Source organism: Hydrogenophaga sp., from assembly GCF_025699295.1.
Classification (GTDB): domain Bacteria; phylum Pseudomonadota; class Gammaproteobacteria; order Burkholderiales; family Burkholderiaceae_C; genus Hydrogenophaga.
On sequence record NZ_JAILWB010000009.1, the window covers coordinates 151,852 to 173,049 of the forward strand.

Genomic DNA, 21,198 nt, shown 5'->3' on the forward strand with positions numbered 1-21,198 from the left:
CCAACCCTCAACCCCCAACGCTCCACACACAACAACCATGAGACCCAACCGACTGCGCGAGATATGGGCCCGTGGTGGCGCGGTGGCCAACGGCTGGCTGGCCATCCCCAACAGCTTTTCCGCCGAGACCATGGCCCACCAGGGCTGGGACTCGCTCACCATTGACCTGCAGCACGGCGTGGTCGACTACCAGGCCATGGTGACCATGCTGCAGGCCATCAGCACCACCGACACCGTGCCCGTGGTGCGCGTGCCCTGGCTGGAGCCCGGCATCCTCATGAAGACGCTGGACGCCGGCGCCTACGGCGTGATCTGCCCCATGGTGAACACCCGCGCCGACGCCGAGAAGCTGGTGGCGTACACCCACTACGCACCGCGCGGCACGCGCAGCTTCGGCCCGGTGCGCGCGCTGCTCTACGGCGGCGCCGACTATCCCGCCAAGGCCAACGACACCATCGTCACCTTCGCCATGATCGAAACCGCGCAGGCGCTGGACAACCTGGACGACATCCTCGCCACGCCGGGGCTGGATGCGATCTACATCGGCCCGTCGGACCTGTCGCTCGCGCTCGGCTGCAACCCCACCTTCGACGACCTCGACCCCAAGGCCGCCGATGCGGTGGAGCACATCCTGGCGCGCGCCAAAGCGCACGGCCTGGTGGCCGGCATCCACAACGGAACGCCCGAAGCGGCGGCGCGGCGCATCGCCATGGGCTTCCAGTTCGTCACCATCAGCTCGGACGCGCGCCTCATCGCCGCCGGCTCGCAGCAGGTGCTCGCCACGCTGCGCGCCTCGCACGCACCGAAAGACGCGGGCGGCTACTGACCGCTTTCTCCCCCTCTGAACAAGGAACCAGACATATGAAGATCGGATTCATCGGCCTGGGCATCATGGGCACGCCCATGGCCCTGCACCTTGCCAAGGCCGGCCACCAGCTGTTCGTGCACACGCGCAGCCAGGTGCCGCAAGACATCCAGGCCAGCGGTGCCACGCGCTGCGACAACACCGCCGCCGTGGCGCGCGAGGCCGAGGTCATCTTCACCATGGTGCCCGACACCCCGGACGTGGAAGCGGTGCTGTTTGGCGAGAACGGTGTGGCGCAGGGCTTGAGCAAGGGCAAGGTCGTGGTCGACATGAGTTCGATCAGCCCCATGGCCACCAAGGCGTTTGCCAAGAAGATCAATGCGCTCGGCTGCGACTATGTGGACGCGCCCGTCTCAGGCGGCGAGGTCGGTGCCAAGGCCGCGTCGCTCACCATCATGTGCGGCGCAGACGAAGCCGTGTTCGAGCGCATCAAGCCGCTGCTGGAACTCATGGGCAAGAACATCACCCTGGTCGGCGGCGTGGGCGACGGCCAGACCACCAAGGTGGCCAACCAGATCATCGTGGCCCTCAACATCGCCGCCGTGAGCGAAGCCCTGGTGTTCGCCAGCAAGGCCGGCGCCGACCCGGCCAAGGTGCGCCAGGCCCTCATGGGCGGCTTTGCCGCCAGCCGCATCCTGGAAGTGCACGGCGAACGCATGATCAAGCGCACCTTCAACCCGGGCTTTCGCATCAAGCTGCACCAGAAGGATTTGAACCTCGCGCTGCAGGGCGCGAAGGAACTCGGCGTGGGCCTGCCGCAAACAGCCAACGCCGCGCAGCTCATGAGCGCCTGCGCCGCCAACGGCATGGGCGAACTGGACCACTCCGCGCTGGTCAAGGCGCTGGAGCTGATGGCCAACCACGAGGTGGCGAAGGGGTGAGGGTGGCGTGCGCGGGTTGACGCCCCAACAAAAAAGCCGGCCACAAGCCGGCGTTTTTTTGCTTGGGCGGTGTCGTTGTTGCAGGTAGGCCACCGGGCTCACCAAGTTTGAAGAAGAATCAACGACAAATCACCGCCGTTAATGAAATTAGCGCAGATCGAAAGGCGATCAGTTGCCAGCAAGGTGAGAAAAAACGACGCACGTTCACAGCTGCCGCATCGTCGTGCCGACGCTGTTTCGCGAGGGGTACCTGGATTGCCTCCGTGTTCTTTCACGGGAAGGTGGCCCCCGCCCCTTTCCCGACGCGATGCAGTGGATTCATGACTGGACCGCAGCCTTCGACTATGAGGACCTGGACAAGGTCATCGCGGACATGCACTTGTACAACGCCTTCGAGAAATCGCGAACGCAACACAAGCTGCTGCGGCCCCGGAAGGCTTGAGGTGATCAGGCCCTGGAAGTGGTAAGCCAGCCCGCGAGAAAACTCACGATGGCGAGCACCTGAACCGCGGCCACCGTCAGCAGGAAGGCCGAGGTGTTCACGCCCAGGTGCGGGCCTCCAGCGCCCGCGGCGCTCAGCACGAAGCCGAACACCGCCGGCGCAAACGCGTAGCTGGCCTGCGCCATCGCCACGACCAAGGCCACGACGCGCGGCACGTCTTCCCGGGCGAACTCCGCCTGCGCGATCAAGGGCGGCAGAGAGGTCGCGTTGCCGATGCCCGAACCGAACAGCGCGACGCCCAACAGGATCCACGCAACTTGCTGCGCGTCCACGCACAGCAGCACGATCGAACCGGCCAGTTGCACGCCATAGGCCAGCGCGGCCACAAAACGCCGCTGGGTGCCCGCCGGCAGCAGGCGCGCCACGAACATGCGCCCCGCGATCGCGCAGGCCGTCGCAAAGCCCATGGCCCAGCCGGCCGCCTGCGCACCCAGCGCGGGCACCAGCACCGAGAACAGGTGCGCCAGCAGGCCGATCTGCGCAAACAGCCCGGCCGACATGCCCAGCGCCAGGCTCAGGAAGCGGCGGTTGCGCCACAGCAGGCGGCCGGGAAGTGCGCGCACCTGCAAAGGTGCCGGGCAGGGCGCTGAAGCGCCGAGGCCCTCGCCGTCCGGCCGCTGTCCCAACTGCTCGGGCGTCCGGGTGAACACGGTGGGCGAAAGCAGCGCCATCACCGCCACCATCACCAGCCCGACGAGGCCGGCACCTGCGGTGAAGCCCAGCTGTGCGATCAGCAGCACCCACAAAGGCGAGAACACGACGCCGCCCAGGCTCGCCCCGTTGTAGGCCCTGGCCAGGGCCATCGGCCGCGCGCGCACGTACCAGGGCGCAATGGCGGCGTTCACGGCAACCGCCCCCATCGTCACCCAGCCGGCGCCGCTCAACAGCGCGCTGAAGAACAACTGCCACGGCTGCGCGGCCAGGGACCATCCCACAACCCCCACGGCCGTGCAGGCGGCGCCCACGACGGCCGTTGGCCCGACGCCGAAGCGGCGATGCAGGGACGGGAGCCGCGTGACCACGAGGGCGCCGAACAGGTAGTGCACCGTCACCGCGGCCGACACCAGCATCAGCGACCAGCCGGTGCGTTGCACGACGGCGTGCAGAAAGATGGACGGACCGTAGAAGCCCACGCCCCAGCCCAGAAGCGCCATGACGAAAGCCGCGCGGACCACCCATGGCCCGAAGAAGGGAGCGGGAAGGCTTGTTGAGGGGAGTTGCCGGGTTGGGGTTGGGTGCATGCCCCCATCTTGGTGGCTGCGGTGCACCTGGTGCTTCGATGAGGGGCGAAGCGTTGCGGGCGCGTCGACAGCGTGCTCTCGTGGCGTTGCGCGCGCGAGACTTGGTCCTGTCTCTTACCGAGCTTCGGGAGTGGTTGTTCGGCTCTGCAGCGATTGCTGCCGGTTGAGCCAACGCACCGAACGTGCGATCTGCACCACATTGCAGTCATTCAGTAGTTGGGGATGCAGGTCTACGGCTACCAGACAACGGTGCCACGGCTAGACTGCCGCCATAGGCCAGGAGCAGCCGGTGGGGTACTTCCGAAGCGGACGTTCCACGTCTGAGCTGAGCGGCGCGCGAAGGGTCAGGCCGCACCGCGAACCGGGGCCCGAAGCTGCCTTCGCTCAGCCTCAGAGGCGGTCGCTCAACGCCAGTGCTCAAGAGCGCCGGAAGCAGGGGGGCAGGCTTCAAAGCGCGACCTTTCGGAGTCGGCTTGACCGATGGTCACCCCAAGTTCTGCTTGTCCGCGGCTGCGATAGCTTCTCTAGTTTGCGCAAGCCCAACGTCGGGGCTTGCAGATAAGCCAACAATGCCATGCGCTTTGAAAGGAAGTCATGCCCGCCGGAACACCCAGCGCTGAAGCCCTCATGGATCAGCTGACAGTGAAGTTTTTCTCCATGGACACGCAGGTGATTGAGGCTGCAGGGTTCAAGTTCTCCGAGGGAGCACTGAACACGCTCCGGAGCCAGAGACCAAAATGGGTTCGGCTTCTTCTCACCGAAGTGGTGGAAAAGGAAGTTCTTGCCCATCGCATGGATCCCGTTTCAAGCGCTGTGCAAGCGCTCTCGAGCGCAATAGCCAACGCAGAACGTCTGACCAAAATCAGCCTCGCAAAGGCGAGCACTCAAGTAAACGCTTTGGAGGTCTTAGAGACCACTCGGAAGAGATTCGAAGATGAACTCACCAAGTACCTTAAGTCCATGAGCGGCGCAGTAATTCCAATCGCTGGGACTCGGCTGGCGCAACTGATATTTGAGAGGTACTTCAATCTAGAGGCGCCTTTTGAGAAGCGCAAAGATAAAAAATCCGAGTTCCCAGACGCTGCTGCGCTGCTTGTGCTAGAAGAATATGCGAGGAAGCAAAAGTGCTACGGGGTGGTCGTTTCAAACGATATGGGCTGGGTGCAATACGCTGAATCTTCGGAGCGCATCTTTTGCGTAAGAAGCTTGGAAGAATTCACGAGTCTCTTCCAGTCAGTAGGGCGCGAAGCTGATGCTGTCCTTGCAAAGGTAAATGACGCGCTTGACGACTCAAGCTCAAGTATCAGGTCTGCAATTGAAACGCGACTCATCGAACACCTTGGCGAGGTCGACTGGTCCATAGGTGAGATCTCTGCTGACGGTGTTGACCGAGCTGACGGCTACGTCTCAAACGCAACGTTCAAGTCCTACAGCATCGCGGAGGGAGATCCTAAGCTGTGGTTCAACTCCAAGGATCACTCCTTCTGTGTCATAGAACTCCAAGCTGCTGTAGTCGTAGGCCTTCAGATAGGGGTCGAGTTCTTCAAAAGAGATGCTTTCGATAGAGATGAATTTTCACTCGGTTTTGATGTGACAAGAATGACCCATGAGATTGAAGTGAACGTCTTTCTAGAATGCAAGGGCGAACTGGTCCCTGCTCCTGTCGACGACTGGGAATTGAATGTTGAATGTGCGTACGAAGAATACGAAGTAGACGTTGGACACATCGACTACGATCCATCCGACTACTAACTACGCACGGGGATCTTTCGATCCAACGATGACTTGCCGCAATGCCCGATGGGCCCACTTCGTGACGTTAGTTGCCTCGACGACGAGCGTCCGATAACAGTCTGGAGCTACCCACCATTGCCGATCATGGCCGTCAGCGCCGCGCCGATGACCTCTTACTTCCAGTTCGAGCCATCGCACTTCGACTCTTGCCTCAGGCTGAGGCCCGAAGGTGTCCGCTGAATCCGGGGCGATTCACCCGGGGTAGGAGCCGTATGCCTTAATTTGGAACGTACGGACATGTGTGGGGGGCCGGGGTAACTGGAATTCCTACCGTGATCGCCGATCACCGTAGTTAGGACACAGCAAAACAGGGGAGCGGAATGCGAATAGCCAGCCTCAAAATCGAGAACTTTCGTGGCGTCAGAACCGGCTTTGTGCGGTTCGGCAGGCATCCTGTCCTTGTTGGCGACAACAACACAGGCAAGACCACGTTGATCGAGGCGTTGACCCTCGTACTCGGCAGAGATCGCCTGGTCCGGGAATTAACCGAGCATGACTTCTTTGGTTCCAACCCTCAGGCTGCGGACCGTCTCAAGGTCGTGGCAACGGTCACCGATTTTCTCGGCGACGACCCTGAGCAAAGCAGCCAATGGTTCCGCGATGAGAGAGCGGTTGTCAAATGGCTTGATGAGGCGACAGGCCTGGTGCATCCTGCGCGCAACAACCCAGCCTGGAAGCTTTGTTGCCAGATCGGCGTTCAAGCGCGCTTCGACCATGACAGCTTAGCCGTGGAAACCATCCGCTACTTCCACGATCACGATGATCAGATCGATCCCTTCGCTGATGAGGCGCCGGCACCCGTTCCAGGCAAGCTAATACAGGAACTGAGTTTCTACTTGGTGCGCGCGAGCCGAACCTGGGACAAGGTCTTCTCCTGGGGCAATGAGCTTTTCAAGCGCACCGTGTTGGCTGCAGCGGCACAGCCTGCAGATGCACTGCTGGCTGAGCGAGATCGTCTGCGGGCACCAGCCCAGCCAATCGATGCTGACCCAGGCATTCAGCCCCTGATCCAGAATTTGAACAACGAGCTCGCGCTTTCGTTTCCGAATGCTCCGAAGGTCCAATTGAGACTTACCAGCACCGACAGCCGCTCGGTGATGGAGGCAGTTTCAGCTCACTTTGCAGGAACGGATGGCTTCAGTATTCCTGCGGCGAGACAGGGCAGCGGATTGGTGTCCATGCAAGGCCTATTACTGCTGCTCGAACTCGGTCGCGCCCGTGCAGCAAGCGGTGGTGAGTTCTTGATGGCACTGGAGGAGCCGGAAGTCCATCTTCCACCTTCTGCACAGCAGCGGTTGGTTCAGCGGGTTCAAGCTCTGTCCACCCAGACCTTTGTAACGACCCACTCGCCGCTTGTTGCCAGCATGGCGGACCCAACCTCCGTTTTGATCTTGAAGAAGCATGATGGCGTTCTTTCAGCCGAGCCTTTCTTGACCAGTCAACTTACTGCAGCGGCCCCCAACTGGAAGCGCAAGTTCTTCCAGCACAGCCGGATTGATGTGCTGAGTGCATTGATGCAGCCTGTACTCCTTGTTCCAGAAGGCAGAGCCGACTTCCAGCTACTGCGCTGCCTCCTCCGCCCCTTGATGATGACCGAAGGTTGGATCGACACGATGACGCGCCCCTTCGGCATCGAAGTCGGAGTGGTACCCACGGAAGACGCGAACGTCCTAGAAACCCACAGGCTGATGCATCGGCTCCACAAGCGCGTGTGCTGCCTGGTCGACGGTGACGCAGCTGGGCGGGACTATGCGGATCAACTTCGCCAGGACGCCGCCCCGCCCAGCGCAATCATCCGCTGGAACGACGGTGCAATGATTGAGGATGCCATCGGTTGGATTTTCAATGCCGACGAAGCGGCAGTGGTCGCGAAGCTTGCGGACATTTCCCCGCAGCCCCCTACGTCCAGCGCCGACATCGTGGCGTACCTGAAGACCAAGAAGATGGACGTCATCGCATATGAAAGTCTCGCCGACGCCATCGCTACAACGCCAGCATGCAGAGGGCGCGCAGCAGACCTCCTGAGCGGCCTTGCTTGCGCTTGTGCCGGAGACGAAGCTACGCAGCGCTTTGTTCGCGGAGCAGATGGAGTGTGGGTGTTCCAGCCGTGACGGTCAGCGCATTCATCGGGGGCGCTGGTTGCGGCAAGACGCACATGCTCATGGAATCGCTGTCTGCGCAGCTGGACGTGACACCTTTGCACGCCGGTCAGAGAGTTCTGGCGCTCACGTTCATGCACGGATCTCGCCGACGTTTGGAAGAGCGTCTTGCGATGCTCCAGAACCTCAAGGGCAAGACGGAATGCACGACCATTGACAGCTTCGCATGGCGTTTGGTTCGGCGTTGGCGTTCTCTAGGGGCCGCGCTCGGCTTCGTGAACATCGAACCGAGTGAGTACGAGCGCGTATGTGAGGCTGCCAGTGCCCTTGCACAGGTCAAGGAGGTCCACAACTGGGTGGCGGCAACGTTTCCTATTCTCGTCGTGGACGAAGCCCAAGACATGACCGTGAATCGCCTCGGCATGGTTGCAGGCCTGGCCAACAGGTTGAAGGTCTTTGTCGCTGCCGACGAGTTTCAATGCCTCAGCGAGGAGCTTCGCCCCAACCCGGCGTGTTCCTGGCTCTACCAAGTATGCGTCCCAGAGGAGCTTACGCAGCCCCATCGGACCAACGTCAATGAGTTGCTCAATGCAGCTAGAGCGATTCGCGCCGGCGAAGCGCCCAAATCAGAAAAGTTCTTTGTGGTTGCGCAGACGTCGACTCCACCCTTGGCTGGTGCATGGATCAACTCAAATTTGAGCTGGTACGGCGGAGGCAAGAGTGTTGCGATCATCACTCCAACGTATGGGACTTTTGCGAGAGCTGCATTGGCTTGGGCCGCTGCAAACAAGACCAAGAGGGGGGCAGGCCCTTATGACATCGCCTGGGAACAGTCGGAAGCAAAGGCTGCAACAGAGTACCTCGCAACGATCCAACTAGCGGACCAGGCTGATGGTCCTTCCATCACTGCCGTCCTCGCAGCCGCTGGTGACGCCAGGACAACCAGAGATGTAACCGAATGGCTAGAGATTCAACGGCGGACCAGGGCGAAGGTGGAGTTCGCAAGGAATGAGGTCGTGAAGTTGGTCGAACAATCCTTCTCCCAGCGCCGCCAATCTCGCCGAAGCGAAGTTCATGGATGGAAGGGGATGACAGTTCACGGCGCCAAGAACAGAGAATTCGACAACGTCATTGTCCTCTGGCCAGCAGCGGTCGGAGGCAGCGACGAGCAGAGGAGGCGTTTGCTCTATAACGCAGTGACGCGCGCGAAAGAACGATGCCTTGTCCTTGTGCAGGCTGCTGCCCACATGGGCCGGTCTCCCTTCACCTGACGTACACCCCGCCTCCAAGTTGTGGCAGGCATTCTTTGCATCGACCCGTTTCGCTGGATACGCTTCGAGCGTCAAATGAGTACGAGTGGGCGATCCAACCAATCCTAGCGCGGTTGTTCGGCCGACAGTTGTCGGCACCGCAGTCCTGACTTGGCGGCCAAGCGCGAACGGCCGGTTCCTTCCGCAGCAGACTCTTGCCTTTACGAGACGAACGGCCGCAACCAGTCTCAAGCCGCCATCAATCCTCCAACACATCGGTTGCCGACGTCTTCGTCCCAGGCAAGGAAGCCCTGGGCATGACCAGGAACATCAAGCCTGGGCGATGACCACATCCGCCATGGGCCGGGCCACGCAGGGCAGGCAATAGCCTTCCTCTTTTTCCTCGGCGCTCAGGCCGGGCCAGGGAATGTCGTAGCGCACGCTCCCCTGCAGCAGGCGAGCCATGCACGTCCGACAGGTGCCGTTGCGGCAGGACACCGGCCATGCAATGCCTGCGCGCGCCATCGCCGCGAACAGGCTGGTTTCGCTGTCCGCCGCCACGTCATCGGCCTGGCCGTCAATCCGCATACGGAAGCTTGTCATGCGCGCTGGAAGTGGGGTGGCATGGGCTTAGACTTTTCGCATGACTCTGGAATATTGGAAGTATGACGCGGGCACCGATTCCGTCGCCTCCCTGGTGATTCCCGCGGCACTGGGCCGCGCGCGCACCTTCGACCTCGATGCCACACTGCTGGCGCATGTGCTGGCGGACGCTGCCGGGAGCTGGCTTGAACTCGCCGTGGAGGTGGATGGCAAACGTGTGTGGGCTCGCCGCATACCGGGCCACCACCCTGGCGAGACCGACGGCCTGGAATACCACTGCCGCCTGGCTGTGGAGGCAGATGCCGATTGCCGCGTGCGCGCCAAGGCGAACTGCAAGGGCGCCCGGGTTCTGTCGCTGCTTCTGGAAGCCCGCGAGACGGCTTACTGAGCGCGCCCGAGCGTCACCGCCTCGCCAGGTAATGCGCCACCAGTGCATTGGCGTGCCCGTGGCCCATCCCATGTGAGGTCTTGAGCAGCGCCACCAGCTCCATGTGCTTGAGGCCGTCGCCTGCGGCTTGCAGGACACCGAACCAGTGGGCGACGGGCTGGCCGTATTTCTTTTCAATGGACGGGAAGTACGAGGCCGGGCCTTGGACTTTTTTGTCTGTGGTGGTCATGCTGTGCTCCATGGGGGTTGAACCAGGACGGGAGCGGCAACGGCCTGTCCGTTGTGGTTGGTCGTTGATGGCCCGCTCTGCATGGACGACGAACCGGGTGACCCGGTTTCGACACGGGTCCCGGTACCGTGCTGGACTTCAGCCCCGCCTGGGCTGTCCTCAGGCTTCCGGTTCCGCTGCGCGCGGCTCGGTCAGCGTGAGCAGGATGTCTGCGTACCAGGCGCAGTTCAGGCCCAGCGACTCGTCGAGCACGAGGTCGCGGTTGCCCATGTCCATGCGCGACGAATGCACGCCCAGCAGCTTCCAGGGCAGGGCGGTGGTGGCCAGGCTGGGCGCGCTGTCGCGCATGACCACCGCCGCGCCGCTGGTGCCGCGGTGGGTGCGGGCGTCGGTGAGGAAATAGCCCTGGCCCTGGAAGCGCACGCCGAAGGGCGAGGCGATGACGGCGTGGCGCAGCACCGGCAGGTGGTGCAGCGCATCGTGAAAGCCCAGCGGGAAGCCCACCACCAGCAACGAGGTGTCTGTCGGTACCGCAGTGAACGCGGTCTGCAGGTGCGCGGGCGTGAACGCGCGCACGATGGCGCCGGGCGGCAGCGCGGGGCGTTCGAGCTCGATCACGGCCACGTCGATGTCGCCGCCGCTGTCGCTGCCCTGGCTCCAGACGGCGCGGCCGTCAACGTACAGCGGCACCGAAAAGCCGGTGGACAGGGAGAGGTTGGCCGCGTCCAGGTGCAGCTCGATCTCGATACGGTCGGGCAGGTGCTGGGTGGCCTCGTCGATGACGACGTGGCGGCTCGTCACCAGGTACAGGCGGGCGTCGCGTTCGAAGAAGAAGCCGCTGGCGTTGGTGAGCGGCTGCTGGCCCAGGAAGGTGGACACGTGCGGCGCGGCCAGGAACAGCGGGTCCACCGGCGCGGGCGCCGGAGGCGGTGGCGCGTCCGTGGCGGGGATACGGGGGGAGGGTGTGGTCGAAGGCATGGCGGCAGTGTGGCAGGTTTGCAGGCATTTTTCGTGCCCGCGCCTGGCGCGGCGGTGCCGGCCGCCGCGGAAGCAGGCCGGAATATTGGTGAATGCTGCCGCCGACAGCGCACCAGAAGCGCGGTAATGGTGACAGAATGTTTCTCCATGGCATTCAGGGTGCGAGGCAGGTCAGGGGCCGACGGGGAGTCTGGCGGGCGTCGTGCCCCCGGTACCCTGCGTGTTCGCACGCGCCTGGCGGGCTGGGCCTGTGCACTGGGTCTGGCGCTGTCGCTGGCGGCCTGCGACGCCCCCGTGCGGCAGCCGCTGGCTGTGGGCGTCAGTACCTGGGTAGGGTACGACCCACTGGTGCTGGCGCGCGACCGTGCACTCGTCGATCCCCAGCGCGTCAAGGTGGTCGAGGTGATCTCCAGCGCCGAGGCGCTGAGCCACCTGCGCAACGGTCTGCTCGACGCGGCGGCCCTGACTCTGGATGAAACCCTGCGCCTGGCCGAAAGTGGCTTCGATGTGCGCATCGTTGCCTTGTTCGACACCTCGACCGGCGCCGACGTGGTGCTGGCCGCGCCGCGGGTCACCAGCCTGCAGAAGCTGCGCGGCGAATCGATCGCGGTGGAGGACTCCACCTTGGGCATGCTCATCCTGGAGCGCCTGCTGCGCATGGCCGGCCTGGCCCGCGGTGACGTGACCGTGCTGCAGATGGACGCCACCCTGCACAAGACCGCGCTGCTGAGCGACCGCGTGGCCGCGGCCATCAGCTATGCGCCGATCGACGGGCCGATCCGCGAGCTGGGTTTCCGCCCGATCTTCGACAGCCGCCAGATGCCGGGCGACATCGTGGACGTGCTTGTGGTGCGCGCGGAGGTGCTGAGCCAGCGCCCCGACGATGTGGACGCCCTGCTGCACGCCTGGGCAGCCGGCCTGAGCGCTCTGGAGGTGGACCCAGTGGGCGCCTCCGCCCAGCTGGCCCCGGGGGTCGACATGTCGCCGGCCCAGTACCGCGCCGTTCTCGAAGGTCTGCGCTTTCACACCCCGGCCGAATCGCTGGCCCTGCTGGGCGGTGACCCGCCCGCGCTCGCCGGGCAGAGCCAGAACATGGTGCAGTTGCTCACTCAGCTCAAGTTGCTGCAGCGGCCACCACGCTGGGCCGATCTGGTCGATGCCTCGCCGGCCCGGCGTGTGGCGGACGAGGCGGCGCCATGACCCGGGGGGTGAGCTTGCTGTCCATTCCGGGCCGATGGCTCGCTCCCCTGCTGCTGGTGGTCTTCGCCTTTGCCGCCACGGGCGTGAACTTCGCGGTGCACTGGCGCGAGGTGGGCGCGCAGGTCAGTGAGCAGGAGACGCGGCGCTTGCGCGAGCGCCTGGGCGTCGAGCAAAGCCGCCTGAGTACCGAGGTCGGTACCGACAACGCGCTGCGCCTGCGCCGCCTGGTGGGCAGCCTGGGCATCTACAGCGGCATGCTGCACGCGGTTGTGATCGGTGCCGACGGCCGGATCCAGGCCTCCCTGATGCGCTCGGACATTGGTCGACCATTCGCCGAGCTGCAGGTCGAGCGCGCGGAACTGGCCGACATCAGGGCGGCGCTCGCCGCGCCAGGCAATGGCGCATCCATCCAGGTGGCCCATCCGCCGGGCGCGCGCTACCTGATCGGGCGTGCGACGTTCGACAACGACCGCCGGTTGCTGACCGTGGTCGATCTGCGGCCCTCGCTGGCCGCGCGCCACGCCGGCTTGTGGAGGCAACTGTGGCGCGACGCGCTCGTGTCGCTCGTGCTCAGCGGCCTGCTGGCCGCATTGCTGCACTGGACGTGGTTCCGCCGCGCCGAGCAACTGGCGCGCGCGCTGGCCGCCATGGGCGAGGGCCGGCTGGAAACGCGCACCGGACTCGAAGGCCGCGACGAGCTGGCGCTGATCGGCGCGCAGGCCGACCGCATGGCCGGGCAGTTGCAGATCGGGCTGTTGCAGCTGCAGCGCATGACCGACCTGGTGGACCGCTCGCCGGTGGTGGTGATCGAGTGGCGCAACGCACCCGGCTGGCCCATGAGCTACCTCAGCCGGTCCGTGGCGCAGTGGGGCTACCGGCCCGAACAGTTGCTCGACGGGCAGGTGCAGTACAACGAGCTTGTCCACCCCGACGACGTGGGGCGCGTCAACGAGGAGATCGCGCACTACTTCGCGCATGGCCCCGACGAGTACCGGCAGGAATACCGCCTGCGCTGCGCCGACGGGCGCTGGGCCTGGGTCGACGACCGCACCACGCTCACGCGCGACGAGGACGGGGCGGTGGCCGGCATCAGTGGCGTGCTGCTCGACATCACGGTCTGGAAGCTCGCGGAAATCGAACGGCTGGAGCAGGGCGAGCTGCTGCGGCCGTTCTACGAGATGCCGTTCCTGGGCATGGCCATTTCCGATCCGATCAGCAAGCGCTGGCTGCACATCAACGACAGGCTGTGCGAGATCCTCGGCTACACGCGCGAGGAGCTCATGAACAAGACATGGCTGGACGTTTCTCCCGAGCCCGAGCGGACCCGGCTGCTCTCGCTGATGCAGCGCATGATGGCGGGCGAATTCGACAGCTACCAGCTGCGCAGACAGTACCTGCGCAAGGACGGCAGCCTGCTGTGGGCCGAGATGCACGGGCGCGCGCTGCGCGCGCCCGATGGTTCGATGCACCGCCTGTTCGTCACGGTGCAGGACATCACCGAGCGCCTGCAGGCCGAGGAACTGCTCAACGAGCACCGCAACCAGCTGGCCCGCGCCGAGGCGATGGCGGGTCTGGGCAGCTGGTCCTACGACAGTGGCACGCAAACGATCTGGTGGTCGGACCAGATGTACCGCAACATCGGGCGCGACCCCGCGCTCGGACCGGCGCCCGACCTGGACGCCTACCTGCAATGCCTGCACCCGCAGGACCGCGACATGGTGGCCGCTCACATGCGTGCCGTGCAGCCCGGTACCGATGCGCCCGGCATCGAATTCCGGCGCCACCCCGCGCTGGGCGAGGAGCGCTGGTTCCGCGGCACCGTCCAGTGCCGCCGGCCCGTGGGCGACGGTCACTACCAGTACACCGGTACCGTGCTCGACATCACGCCGCTGCGCCAGGCGCAGACCGAGCTCGAACGCATCAACGCCGCGCTCGAACTGCGCGTGGCCGAGCGCACGCGGCAATTGAGCGAGGCCAACCAGGAACTCGAAGCGTTCTCCTACACCGTGTCGCACGACCTCAAGGCGCCGCTGCGCGGCATCGACGGTTACAGCCAGCTGCTCGAGGAAGAGTACGCCGGGCGCATCGACGAGGAAGGGCGGCAGTACATCGGCCGCATCCGCCGCGGCGTGCAGCAGATGGGCGCGCTCATCGCCGACCTGCTGGACTATTCGCGCATGGAGCGCCGCACCATGGAGCACCAGCCCGTCGAGCTGCTACCGCTGGTGGGGCATGTGATCGAAGGCCATGGCGCCGACATCGATGCGGCCCGCACCGAGCTGTGCCTGCAGGTCGAGCCCATGACGCTGAGCATCGACCGCGAGGGGCTGGCGGTGGTGCTGCGCAACCTGTTGGGCAATGCCATCAAGTTCAGCCAGGGCAGCCCGCAGCCCAGGGTGGAGATCGGCGCGCGCTGCGACGACGGCCGGCGTATCCTCTGGGTGCGCGACAACGGCGTCGGGTTCGACATGAAGTACCACGATCGCATCTTCGGCATCTTCCAGCGCCTGCAGCGCGCCGAGGACTACACCGGCACCGGGGTGGGCCTGGCGCTGGTGGCCAAGGCCGTTCACCGCATGGGTGGGCGCGTGTGGGCCGAGAGCGCACCCGGCCAGGGCGCCACGTTTTTTCTGGAGTTCCCGTTATGAACACTGCCGCCTCGCTGCCTCCCATCCTGCTGGTCGAGGACAACCCGATGGACCTGGACCTCACGCTGCGGGCCTTCAACAAGAAGAAGTTCGCCAACACCATCCACGTGGCGCGCGACGGCGAGGAGGCGCTGGCCTGGTTCCCGCGCTGGGAAGCCGGCGAACCGCTGCCGGCGGTGATCCTGCTCGACATCAACCTGCCGCGCATCAACGGCCTGGAGGTGCTGCAGCAGCTCAAGGCGCACCCGCGGTACCGCCGCATCCCGGTGGTGGTGCTCACCTCCTCGCGCGAGGACCGGGACCTCAAGGCCGCGTACGATCTCGGGGTCAGCTCCTACATCGAGAAGCCGGTGAGCTTCAACAAGTTCATCGAAGTGGCCGAGCACATCGAGCTGTACTGGTGCGTGCTCAACGAGCGTCCTTACTAGCCCGGTATGCTTGTCCTGTGTTCCCTCTCCTGAAATGTCCATGCTGAAAATCCTGATCCCTGTTGATGGTTCCAAGCACGCGCTGCTGGCGGTGCACTACGCCCTGCGCCTGGTCGGCTCCGGACTCAAGGCGCGCTTCGTGGTGGCCAACGTGCAGGAAGCAGCCAACCTCTATGAACTGGTGGTGGCGCACGACCCTGCCGTGCTGCAGCAGGTGAGCGAAGGCGCGGCGCGCGATCTGCTGCGCCCGGCGGTCAACCTGTTGAGCGCCGCGGGTCTGCAGGTCGAGCAGGCCGTGGCCAGCGGCGACCCGGCCCACATGCTGGCCGAGATCCTCGAGAGCCATGCCTGCGACGCGGTGATCATGAGCACGCGTGGCGGTGGCCTGCGCGCGGCCGTGCTGGGCTCGGTGTCGCAGGAGATGGTGCAGCGCTCGCCGGTGCCGGTGACCCTGGTTCACGTGCCCGAGGACGCGCAGCCCGACTGAGCAGGGCGCGGTGGCCCGGGGACAGCGTCGGGACCGGCCTTCGCCGGTCGTGGTCGCGTCCGTGATGACGCCCCTGTGCTTCCCGTTTCACGCCACAACCAGTGACACAACTCTTTGCAGCCATCGACGCCGGCGGTGCCCTGCGCTTCGTCGGCGAAGTCGGGCGCGGCGCCGACTGTGGCTGCCTGTGCCCGGAATGCGCCAGCCCGCTCGTGGCGCGGCAGGGGGCGTCCAACGAATGGCATTTCGCGCACGAAGCCGCGCAGGAGCGGCCCGAGTGCGGGGCTGGCGCCGCCAACATGCTGCGCCGCCTGATCGCCGAGCACCTGCAGGCGCGCAGCGAGGGCCCGGGCCTGCCGCTGCCCGCGTACCGGCAGCGCGTGGCGATCGTGCGCGCGCTGGTCAACCTGCACGAAGACGTGCAGTGGGGCGCACAGGTCATGGGCGCCTGGGCGTGGCAGGTGCGCGCGGCGGCGCACGAAGCAGTCGCGCAGGCCCGGCTCGACACCGGGGCCGGCCTGCAGCTGTTCGTGTCGGTCGACGGCGAAGAACCGCCAGCGCCCGAAGCCGAAATGGCCCAGCTCGTGTTCCGCTGCCGCACGCCGCCGGCCCCGGCGCTGCGCGAGCGGCAGGCGGCGTTGCAGCACATCGAGCAGCATGGTGAGCTGGTGTGGCTCCACCACCCCGATACGCTCGGGCGGGTGGCCGACGCACGCGAGCGGCTGGAGGCGCGCAGCCGGCGCATCTATGGCAACTGGCTGGCCCTGTCGGACCAGGCCGCGGGCTCCGCCGCTGCCGAACATGCCCCGGCACCCTTGTTCTACGGGCCCGGCGCGCCGGTGGCGCCGGAGCAGGCACCACGTTTTGCCTGCGCACCCGGGCACGCACCGAACGTGAGTTTCACCTTCTACCGCGTCTCGCCCACCGAGGCCTGGCTCCTGTACCTGCTCGAACGCGAAGGACCGGTGGACTGGCGCAACGCCGCCGACAAGCGCTATGTGCTGGCACCCTACCCCGTGCCGTTCGACGGCTGGGAGCACGCCTTGCCTGCCTCGGTGGGGGTGGCCGATCTGGCCGCCGGCCTGGTGCGCTGCACGGCTTTCCTGAATGCGGTGACCTATCTGTCCCGCTGCGCCACGCTCACGCGCAGCGGCCGCGACCCGGCGGCTTTCCAGGGACTGTGATCAGGCGCCTGCCAGGGCCTCGCCTGTCGAGGCGAGGTGGCTCGCACGTGCGTTGACGGACATCAAGCCACGGCGGGCGTTCCCATGGTGGAATGGTGCATGCCCCGCGTGGAACCCGTATTTGTCGCCCAGGGCCTGACCAAGGTGTACGGCGAAGGCAGTACCCAGGTCCACGCCCTGCGCGGTGTGGACCTGGCCATCGTGCGCGGCGAATTCGTGGTGTTGCTGGGCGCCTCGGGCAGCGGCAAGTCCACCCTGCTCAACATCCTGGGCGGGCTCGACAGCGCCAGCGGGGGCACGGCGCGCTGGTCGCACCAGGGTGTCACCCATGAGCTCACCGGAGCGAGCGACGCCGAACTCACGCGCTACAGGCGCGAGCACGTCGGCTTCGTGTTCCAGTTCTACAACCTCATTCCCAGCCTGACGGCGCGCGAGAACGTGGCGCTGGTGACCGATCTGGCCGAGGACCCCATGGCGCCGGAGGACGCGCTTGCGCTGGTCGGGCTGGGTGAGCGCCTGGACCACTTCGTCTCGCAGCTCTCGGGAGGCGAGCAGCAGCGCGTGGCGATCGCGCGCGCCATCTCCAAGAAGCCGGCGGTGCTGCTGTGCGACGAGCCTACCGGCGCGCTCGACTGCGCCACCGGCGTGATGGTGCTGCAGGCCATCGAGCGCGTGAACCGCGAGCTGGGAACGACCACCGTGGTCATCACCCACAACGCGCCCATCGCCGCCATGGCCGATCGCGTGCTGCGACTGGCCGATGGCCGCATCGTCGACGAGCAGGTCAACGCGGACAAGGTCGCTGCCTCGACGCTGTCGTGGTGAGGCCGCGCGCATGAAGGCCATCCACATCAAACTCTGGCGCGACCTGCGGCGGCTGCGCGCGCAGGTGGCCACCATCGCCCTGGTGGTGGCCATCGGCGTGGCCGGTTTCGTGGGCATGTTCTCGGTGCACGCCTCGCTGCAGGGTTCGCGCGACGACTTCTACCGCGACAACCGCCTGGCCGACGTGTTCGCCAGCGTCAAGCGCGCGCCCGTGCACCTGCGCGAACGGCTGGCCACCATCGAGGGCGTGGCCGAGGTCCGGCTGGACGTGGTGTTCGACGCGCAGATCGCGCTCGCGGGTGCCCAGGCGCCGGTGACCGGCCGCTTCATCGGGCTGGACCTGGCCCGCGTGCAGGCCCACCGCCAGGGCCTCAATGAACTCACGCTGCGCAGCGGCCGCTGGCCCGAGCGCGGGCGCGAGCTGGAGGCGGTGGTGAGCGACCGTTTTGCCGTCGCGCGCGACCTCAAGCCCGGCGACCGCGTCGACGCCATCCTCAACGGTCGCCTGGAGCGCGTGCACCTGGTGGGCACGGCGATCTCGCCCGAATACGTGTTCGCCTCGCGCGGTGGCGCGCCCGACGACCAGAGCTTCGGCATCTGGTGGATCGACCACGAACGCATGCGGCAGGTCTTCGACATGCAGGGCGCGTTCAACCAGGCGGCGTTGCGGCTGGACGCGGGCGCGCGCGAGGCGGCGGTGATCGGCGCCACAGACCGCCTGCTCGACGCCTATGGCACGCTGGGCGCGGTCGGTCTTGACCGGCAGCTCTCGGCCCGGATCGTGGCGGACGAGCTGGCCCAGCTGAAGGTGATGGGCACGGTGCTGCCCGCGATCTTCCTGGCCGTGGCCATGTTCATCCTCAACGTCGTGGTCAGCCGCCAGGTGGCGACCCAGCGCGGGCAGATCGCCGCGCTCAAGGCCCTGGGCTATGGCGATGGCGCGATCGCCTGGCACTACATCCAGCTCGCGCTGGTGATCGCGGGCCTGGGCGTGCTGGCGGGGCTGGCCCTGAGCGTGTGGATCGGGCAGCTCATGCTCGGGCTGTACGACGAGGTGTTCCGCTTCAACCGCCTGGCCTACGTCACCACGCCCTGGCTGGTGGTCGTGGCCACCGCCGTCGCCGCCAGTGCCGCGGCGATCGGCACCTGGACGGCGATTCACGCCGTGGTGCGGCTCAAGCCGGCGCAGGCGATGCAGCCACCGGCGCCGCCGCGCTACCGGCGCACCTTGCTCGAACGCCTGGGCCCGGGGCGGCGGGTGGGTGCCGGCGCGCTCATGGTCATCCGCGACTTCGAGCGGCGGCCCTGGCGCGCGGCCTTCACCGTGACCGGCATCGCAATGGCGGTGGCGCTGCAGATCTCGGGCGCGTTCTGGCTCGATGCGATCGCCCACATCGTGGACACGCAGTTCCGGCGGGTGCAGCAGGGGGATGTGCTGGTCAACTTCCACCGCCCGGTGCCGCTGTCGGTGGTGGGTGAACTGCGGCGCCTGCCGGGCGTGGTCGACGCCGAACCCTACCGCAGCGAACCGGTGCGCGTGCGCCTGCACGGCCTGAGCGAGGACGCGCAGCTCCTGGGGCTGGAGGCCTCGGCCCAGCTGCTGCGCGTGGTGGACGAAACGCGGGGACACGTCGCGCTGCCGGCGCAGGGCCTGGTGATGTCCTCGCTGCTCGCGCGCGCCATCGGTGCCGACGTGGGCGACCGGGTGCGCGTGGAGTTCCGCCTGTGGAACCAGACGCAGGTCGAGGTGCCGGTGGTCGACGTGGTGCACACCATGATGGGCAAGCAGGCCTTCATGCGGCTCGATGCCATGAACGTGCTCGCGCGCGATGGCCAGGGCGCCACCGAGGCCGCGCTGCAGGTGGACCCGCTGGCCGTGGCCGCGTTCTGGGACGCCGTCAAGCGCGCACCGGTCATCAACGCGGTGTTTGACAAGGCCGGCAGCATGGCCAGCTTCAACGAAACCACGTCGCGCAACATGGGCGTGTTCAGCGGCATCCTCACGCTGTTCGCCGTGGCCATGGCGGTGGGCATCGTCTACAACGCCGCGCGCATCACGCTCTCCGAGCGCGCCTGGGAGCTGGCCGGCCTGCGCGTGCTGGGCATGACGCGCGCCGAGGTCTCGGTGCTGCTGCTCGCGCAGCTGGGGGCCGAACTGCTGCTGGCTCTGCCCATCGGCGCTGCCACCGGCTGGGCGCTGGCCTCGTTGCTGATGCGCCTCATGTCCTCGGACAACATCGATTTCCCCGTCGTCATCGAACCTTCCACCTATGCATCGGCGGCGCTGATCGTGCTCGCCGCGGGCCTGGCCAGCGCCTTCCTGGTGCGCCGCCAGATCGACCGGCTGGACCTGGTCGCCGTCTTGAAAGTACGCGAATGAACAACACCCCTGCTTCTTCCCTGGCGCGCTACCGCCGCTGGGTTCTCTGGGCCCTGGTGGCCGTGCTCGTCGTGGGCCTGGTCGCCTGGGCCATGCAGCCCCGGCCGATCGAGGTCGAGGTCGGCCGCGTGTCCACCGGACGCTTCGAGCAGGTGATCGAGGAAGACGGTCACCTGCGCGTGAAGCACCGCTACCTGATCGCCGCGCCCACGCTGGCCGAACTCACGCGCCCGGTGCTCAAGGTGGGCGACGCCGTGCGCGCTGGCGACGTGGTGGCGACGCTGGTGCCGGTGGCGCCGCAGATGATCGACGCGCGCACGCGCGAAGTGCTGCGGCAGCGCGTGGGCAGCGCCGACGCCGCGCGCCTGGCCGCCAGCGCGCAGGTGCGCAGGCTGGAGACCGCGCTTGCCCAGAGCGACCTGGAGGCCGAGCGGGCCACGCGGCTGGCGCGCGAGAACTTCATCTCGGTCTCGGCGCTGGACCAGGCCCTGCTGGCCCAGCGCGCGGCGCGCCAGGCGCTGGAGGCGGGGCGCGCCGAGCTGCGCGTGGCCGAATTCGCGCAGGCCGAGGCACGGGCCGCGCTGGCGCGCGCCGAGCCGGGTGCTGCCGCGCGCGCCGACGGCCTGTGGGTGCTTCGCAGCCCGGTGGACGGGCGCGTGGTCAAGCTGCACCTGGACAGCGCCGCGCCGGTGACGGCGGGCCAGCCGCTGCTGGTGATCGGCGACACCGACGCGGTGGAGGCGGTGATCGACGTCCTCTCCGGCGAGGTGCAGCAGATCGCGCCGGGCGCGCCGGTCAGCCTGTCGCTGGCCGCATCGGCGCCCGCCATCGCTGGCCAGGTGGCGCGCGTGGAGCCGGTGGCCTTCACCAAGGTGTCGGCGCTGGGCATCGAGGAGCAACGCGTCAACGTGATCGTCGACCTGCCCCCCGGCACACCCGGGGTGGGCGACGGCTTTCGCGTCGACGCACGCATCACCGTGTCTGCGCGGGATGGCGTTCTGCTCGTGCCCAGCGCGGCGCTGGTGCGCGACGGCACGGCCTGGCGCGTCTTCGTGGTGGAGGACGGCCGCGCCCGCGCCAGGGCGGTGACGCTGCAGGCGCGCCACGCGGACGCAGCCTGGGTGGCCGATGGCCTGCGCGAGGGCGAGTCGGTGCTGCTCTACCCCGGCACCACCGTGCGCGACGGCCAGGCGGTGCGCGTGCGCGAATGAGGGCG

The 21,198-nt window shown here is 66.5% G+C and carries 18 protein-coding genes; 14 read left to right on the forward strand and 4 right to left on the reverse strand.

Annotated elements, in window-relative coordinates:
- The first annotated feature begins 37 nt into the window (after window positions 1-37).
- The gene (locus K5880_RS11420) at window positions 38-826 is read left to right on the forward strand and encodes an aldolase/citrate lyase family protein (RefSeq protein ID WP_297651870.1); all 789 of its coding nucleotides are present in this window, start codon (window positions 38-40) and stop codon (window positions 824-826) included.
- Entirely contained in the window at window positions 823-1,746 is a 924-nt protein-coding gene (gene glxR / locus K5880_RS11425) for a 2-hydroxy-3-oxopropionate reductase (protein WP_297652034.1), read from the forward strand. The genes K5880_RS11420 and glxR overlap by 4 nt, the downstream gene beginning before the upstream one ends.
- A 447-nt stretch (window positions 1,747-2,193) precedes the next feature.
- Here glxR and K5880_RS11430 read toward each other — a convergent pair whose 3' ends face one another.
- Window positions 2,194-3,402 (reverse strand): MFS transporter, encoded by a 1,209-nt coding sequence (locus K5880_RS11430; RefSeq protein WP_297651873.1) that lies wholly within the window; start codon window positions 3,400-3,402, stop codon window positions 2,194-2,196.
- A 681-nt stretch (window positions 3,403-4,083) separates the two neighbouring features.
- Between K5880_RS11430 and K5880_RS11435 the strand changes: the two genes are divergently transcribed.
- From K5880_RS11435 to K5880_RS11445, 3 genes are all read left to right on the forward strand, one after another.
- Window positions 4,084-5,241, forward strand: a complete 1,158-nt coding sequence (locus K5880_RS11435) for a PIN domain-containing protein (RefSeq protein WP_297651876.1) — start codon at window positions 4,084-4,086, stop codon at window positions 5,239-5,241.
- A 362-nt stretch (window positions 5,242-5,603) separates the two neighbouring features.
- The gene (locus tag K5880_RS11440) at window positions 5,604-7,394 is read left to right on the forward strand and encodes an AAA family ATPase (protein ID WP_297651879.1); all 1,791 of its coding nucleotides are present in this window, start codon (window positions 5,604-5,606) and stop codon (window positions 7,392-7,394) included.
- Complete coding sequence (locus K5880_RS11445; RefSeq protein WP_297651882.1) at window positions 7,280-8,653, forward strand: ATP-dependent helicase; 1,374 nt, start codon at window positions 7,280-7,282, stop codon at window positions 8,651-8,653. Before K5880_RS11440 ends, K5880_RS11445 begins: the two co-directional genes overlap by 115 nt.
- A gap of 309 nt (window positions 8,654-8,962) precedes the next feature.
- On the opposite strand, the gene K5880_RS11450 is transcribed toward K5880_RS11445, so the two are convergent.
- On the reverse strand, window positions 8,963-9,220 hold the full coding sequence (locus tag K5880_RS11450) for a 2Fe-2S iron-sulfur cluster binding domain-containing protein (RefSeq protein ID WP_297652037.1): 258 nt from the start codon (window positions 9,218-9,220) through the stop codon (window positions 8,963-8,965).
- A gap of 55 nt (window positions 9,221-9,275) precedes the next feature.
- Here K5880_RS11450 and K5880_RS11455 point away from each other — a divergent pair, with 55 nt between their 5' ends.
- Window positions 9,276-9,623: a hypothetical protein gene (locus K5880_RS11455; RefSeq protein WP_297651885.1), complete on the forward strand. Its 348-nt coding sequence runs from the start codon at window positions 9,276-9,278 to the stop codon at window positions 9,621-9,623.
- A gap of 13 nt (window positions 9,624-9,636) precedes the next feature.
- Here K5880_RS11455 and K5880_RS11460 read toward each other — a convergent pair whose 3' ends face one another.
- Both K5880_RS11460 and K5880_RS11465 read right to left on the reverse strand, forming a co-directional pair.
- The gene (locus K5880_RS11460; RefSeq protein WP_297651887.1) at window positions 9,637-9,852 is read right to left on the reverse strand and encodes a DUF4287 domain-containing protein; all 216 of its coding nucleotides are present in this window, start codon (window positions 9,850-9,852) and stop codon (window positions 9,637-9,639) included.
- 159 nt (window positions 9,853-10,011) lie between these two features.
- Window positions 10,012-10,830 carry a serine protease gene (locus K5880_RS11465; RefSeq protein WP_297651890.1) on the reverse strand — a complete coding sequence of 273 codons (819 nt, stop codon included), beginning with the start codon at window positions 10,828-10,830 and terminating at the stop codon, window positions 10,012-10,014.
- A gap of 147 nt (window positions 10,831-10,977) precedes the next feature.
- Between K5880_RS11465 and K5880_RS11470 the strand changes: the two genes are divergently transcribed.
- From K5880_RS11470 to K5880_RS11505, 8 genes are all read left to right on the forward strand, one after another.
- Window positions 10,978-12,030: an ABC transporter substrate-binding protein gene (locus K5880_RS11470; protein WP_297651892.1), complete on the forward strand. Its 1,053-nt coding sequence runs from the start codon at window positions 10,978-10,980 to the stop codon at window positions 12,028-12,030.
- A complete protein-coding gene (locus tag K5880_RS11475) occupies window positions 12,027-14,678 on the forward strand; it encodes a PAS domain-containing protein (RefSeq protein WP_297651918.1) in 2,652 nt (883 codons plus the stop codon). Before K5880_RS11470 ends, K5880_RS11475 begins: the two co-directional genes overlap by 4 nt.
- On the forward strand, window positions 14,675-15,106 hold the full coding sequence (locus K5880_RS11480) for a response regulator (RefSeq protein ID WP_297651921.1): 432 nt from the start codon (window positions 14,675-14,677) through the stop codon (window positions 15,104-15,106). The genes K5880_RS11475 and K5880_RS11480 overlap by 4 nt, the downstream gene beginning before the upstream one ends.
- A 40-nt stretch (window positions 15,107-15,146) precedes the next feature.
- Window positions 15,147-15,593, forward strand: coding sequence for a universal stress protein (locus tag K5880_RS11485; RefSeq protein ID WP_297651924.1), 447 nt, complete (start codon window positions 15,147-15,149; stop codon window positions 15,591-15,593).
- Window positions 15,594-15,694: 101 nt separating this feature from the next.
- Window positions 15,695-16,777: a hypothetical protein gene (locus tag K5880_RS11490; protein WP_297651927.1), complete on the forward strand. Its 1,083-nt coding sequence runs from the start codon at window positions 15,695-15,697 to the stop codon at window positions 16,775-16,777.
- A gap of 99 nt (window positions 16,778-16,876) precedes the next feature.
- On the forward strand, window positions 16,877-17,602 hold the full coding sequence (locus K5880_RS11495) for an ABC transporter ATP-binding protein (protein ID WP_297651928.1): 726 nt from the start codon (window positions 16,877-16,879) through the stop codon (window positions 17,600-17,602).
- Window positions 17,603-17,612: 10 nt separating this feature from the next.
- Window positions 17,613-19,982 (forward strand): ABC transporter permease, encoded by a 2,370-nt coding sequence (locus K5880_RS11500; RefSeq protein WP_297651929.1) that lies wholly within the window; start codon window positions 17,613-17,615, stop codon window positions 19,980-19,982.
- Window positions 19,979-21,193 carry an HlyD family efflux transporter periplasmic adaptor subunit gene (locus K5880_RS11505; protein WP_297651930.1) on the forward strand — a complete coding sequence of 405 codons (1,215 nt, stop codon included), beginning with the start codon at window positions 19,979-19,981 and terminating at the stop codon, window positions 21,191-21,193. Before K5880_RS11500 ends, K5880_RS11505 begins: the two co-directional genes overlap by 4 nt.
- Window positions 21,194-21,198 lie beyond the last annotated feature (5 nt).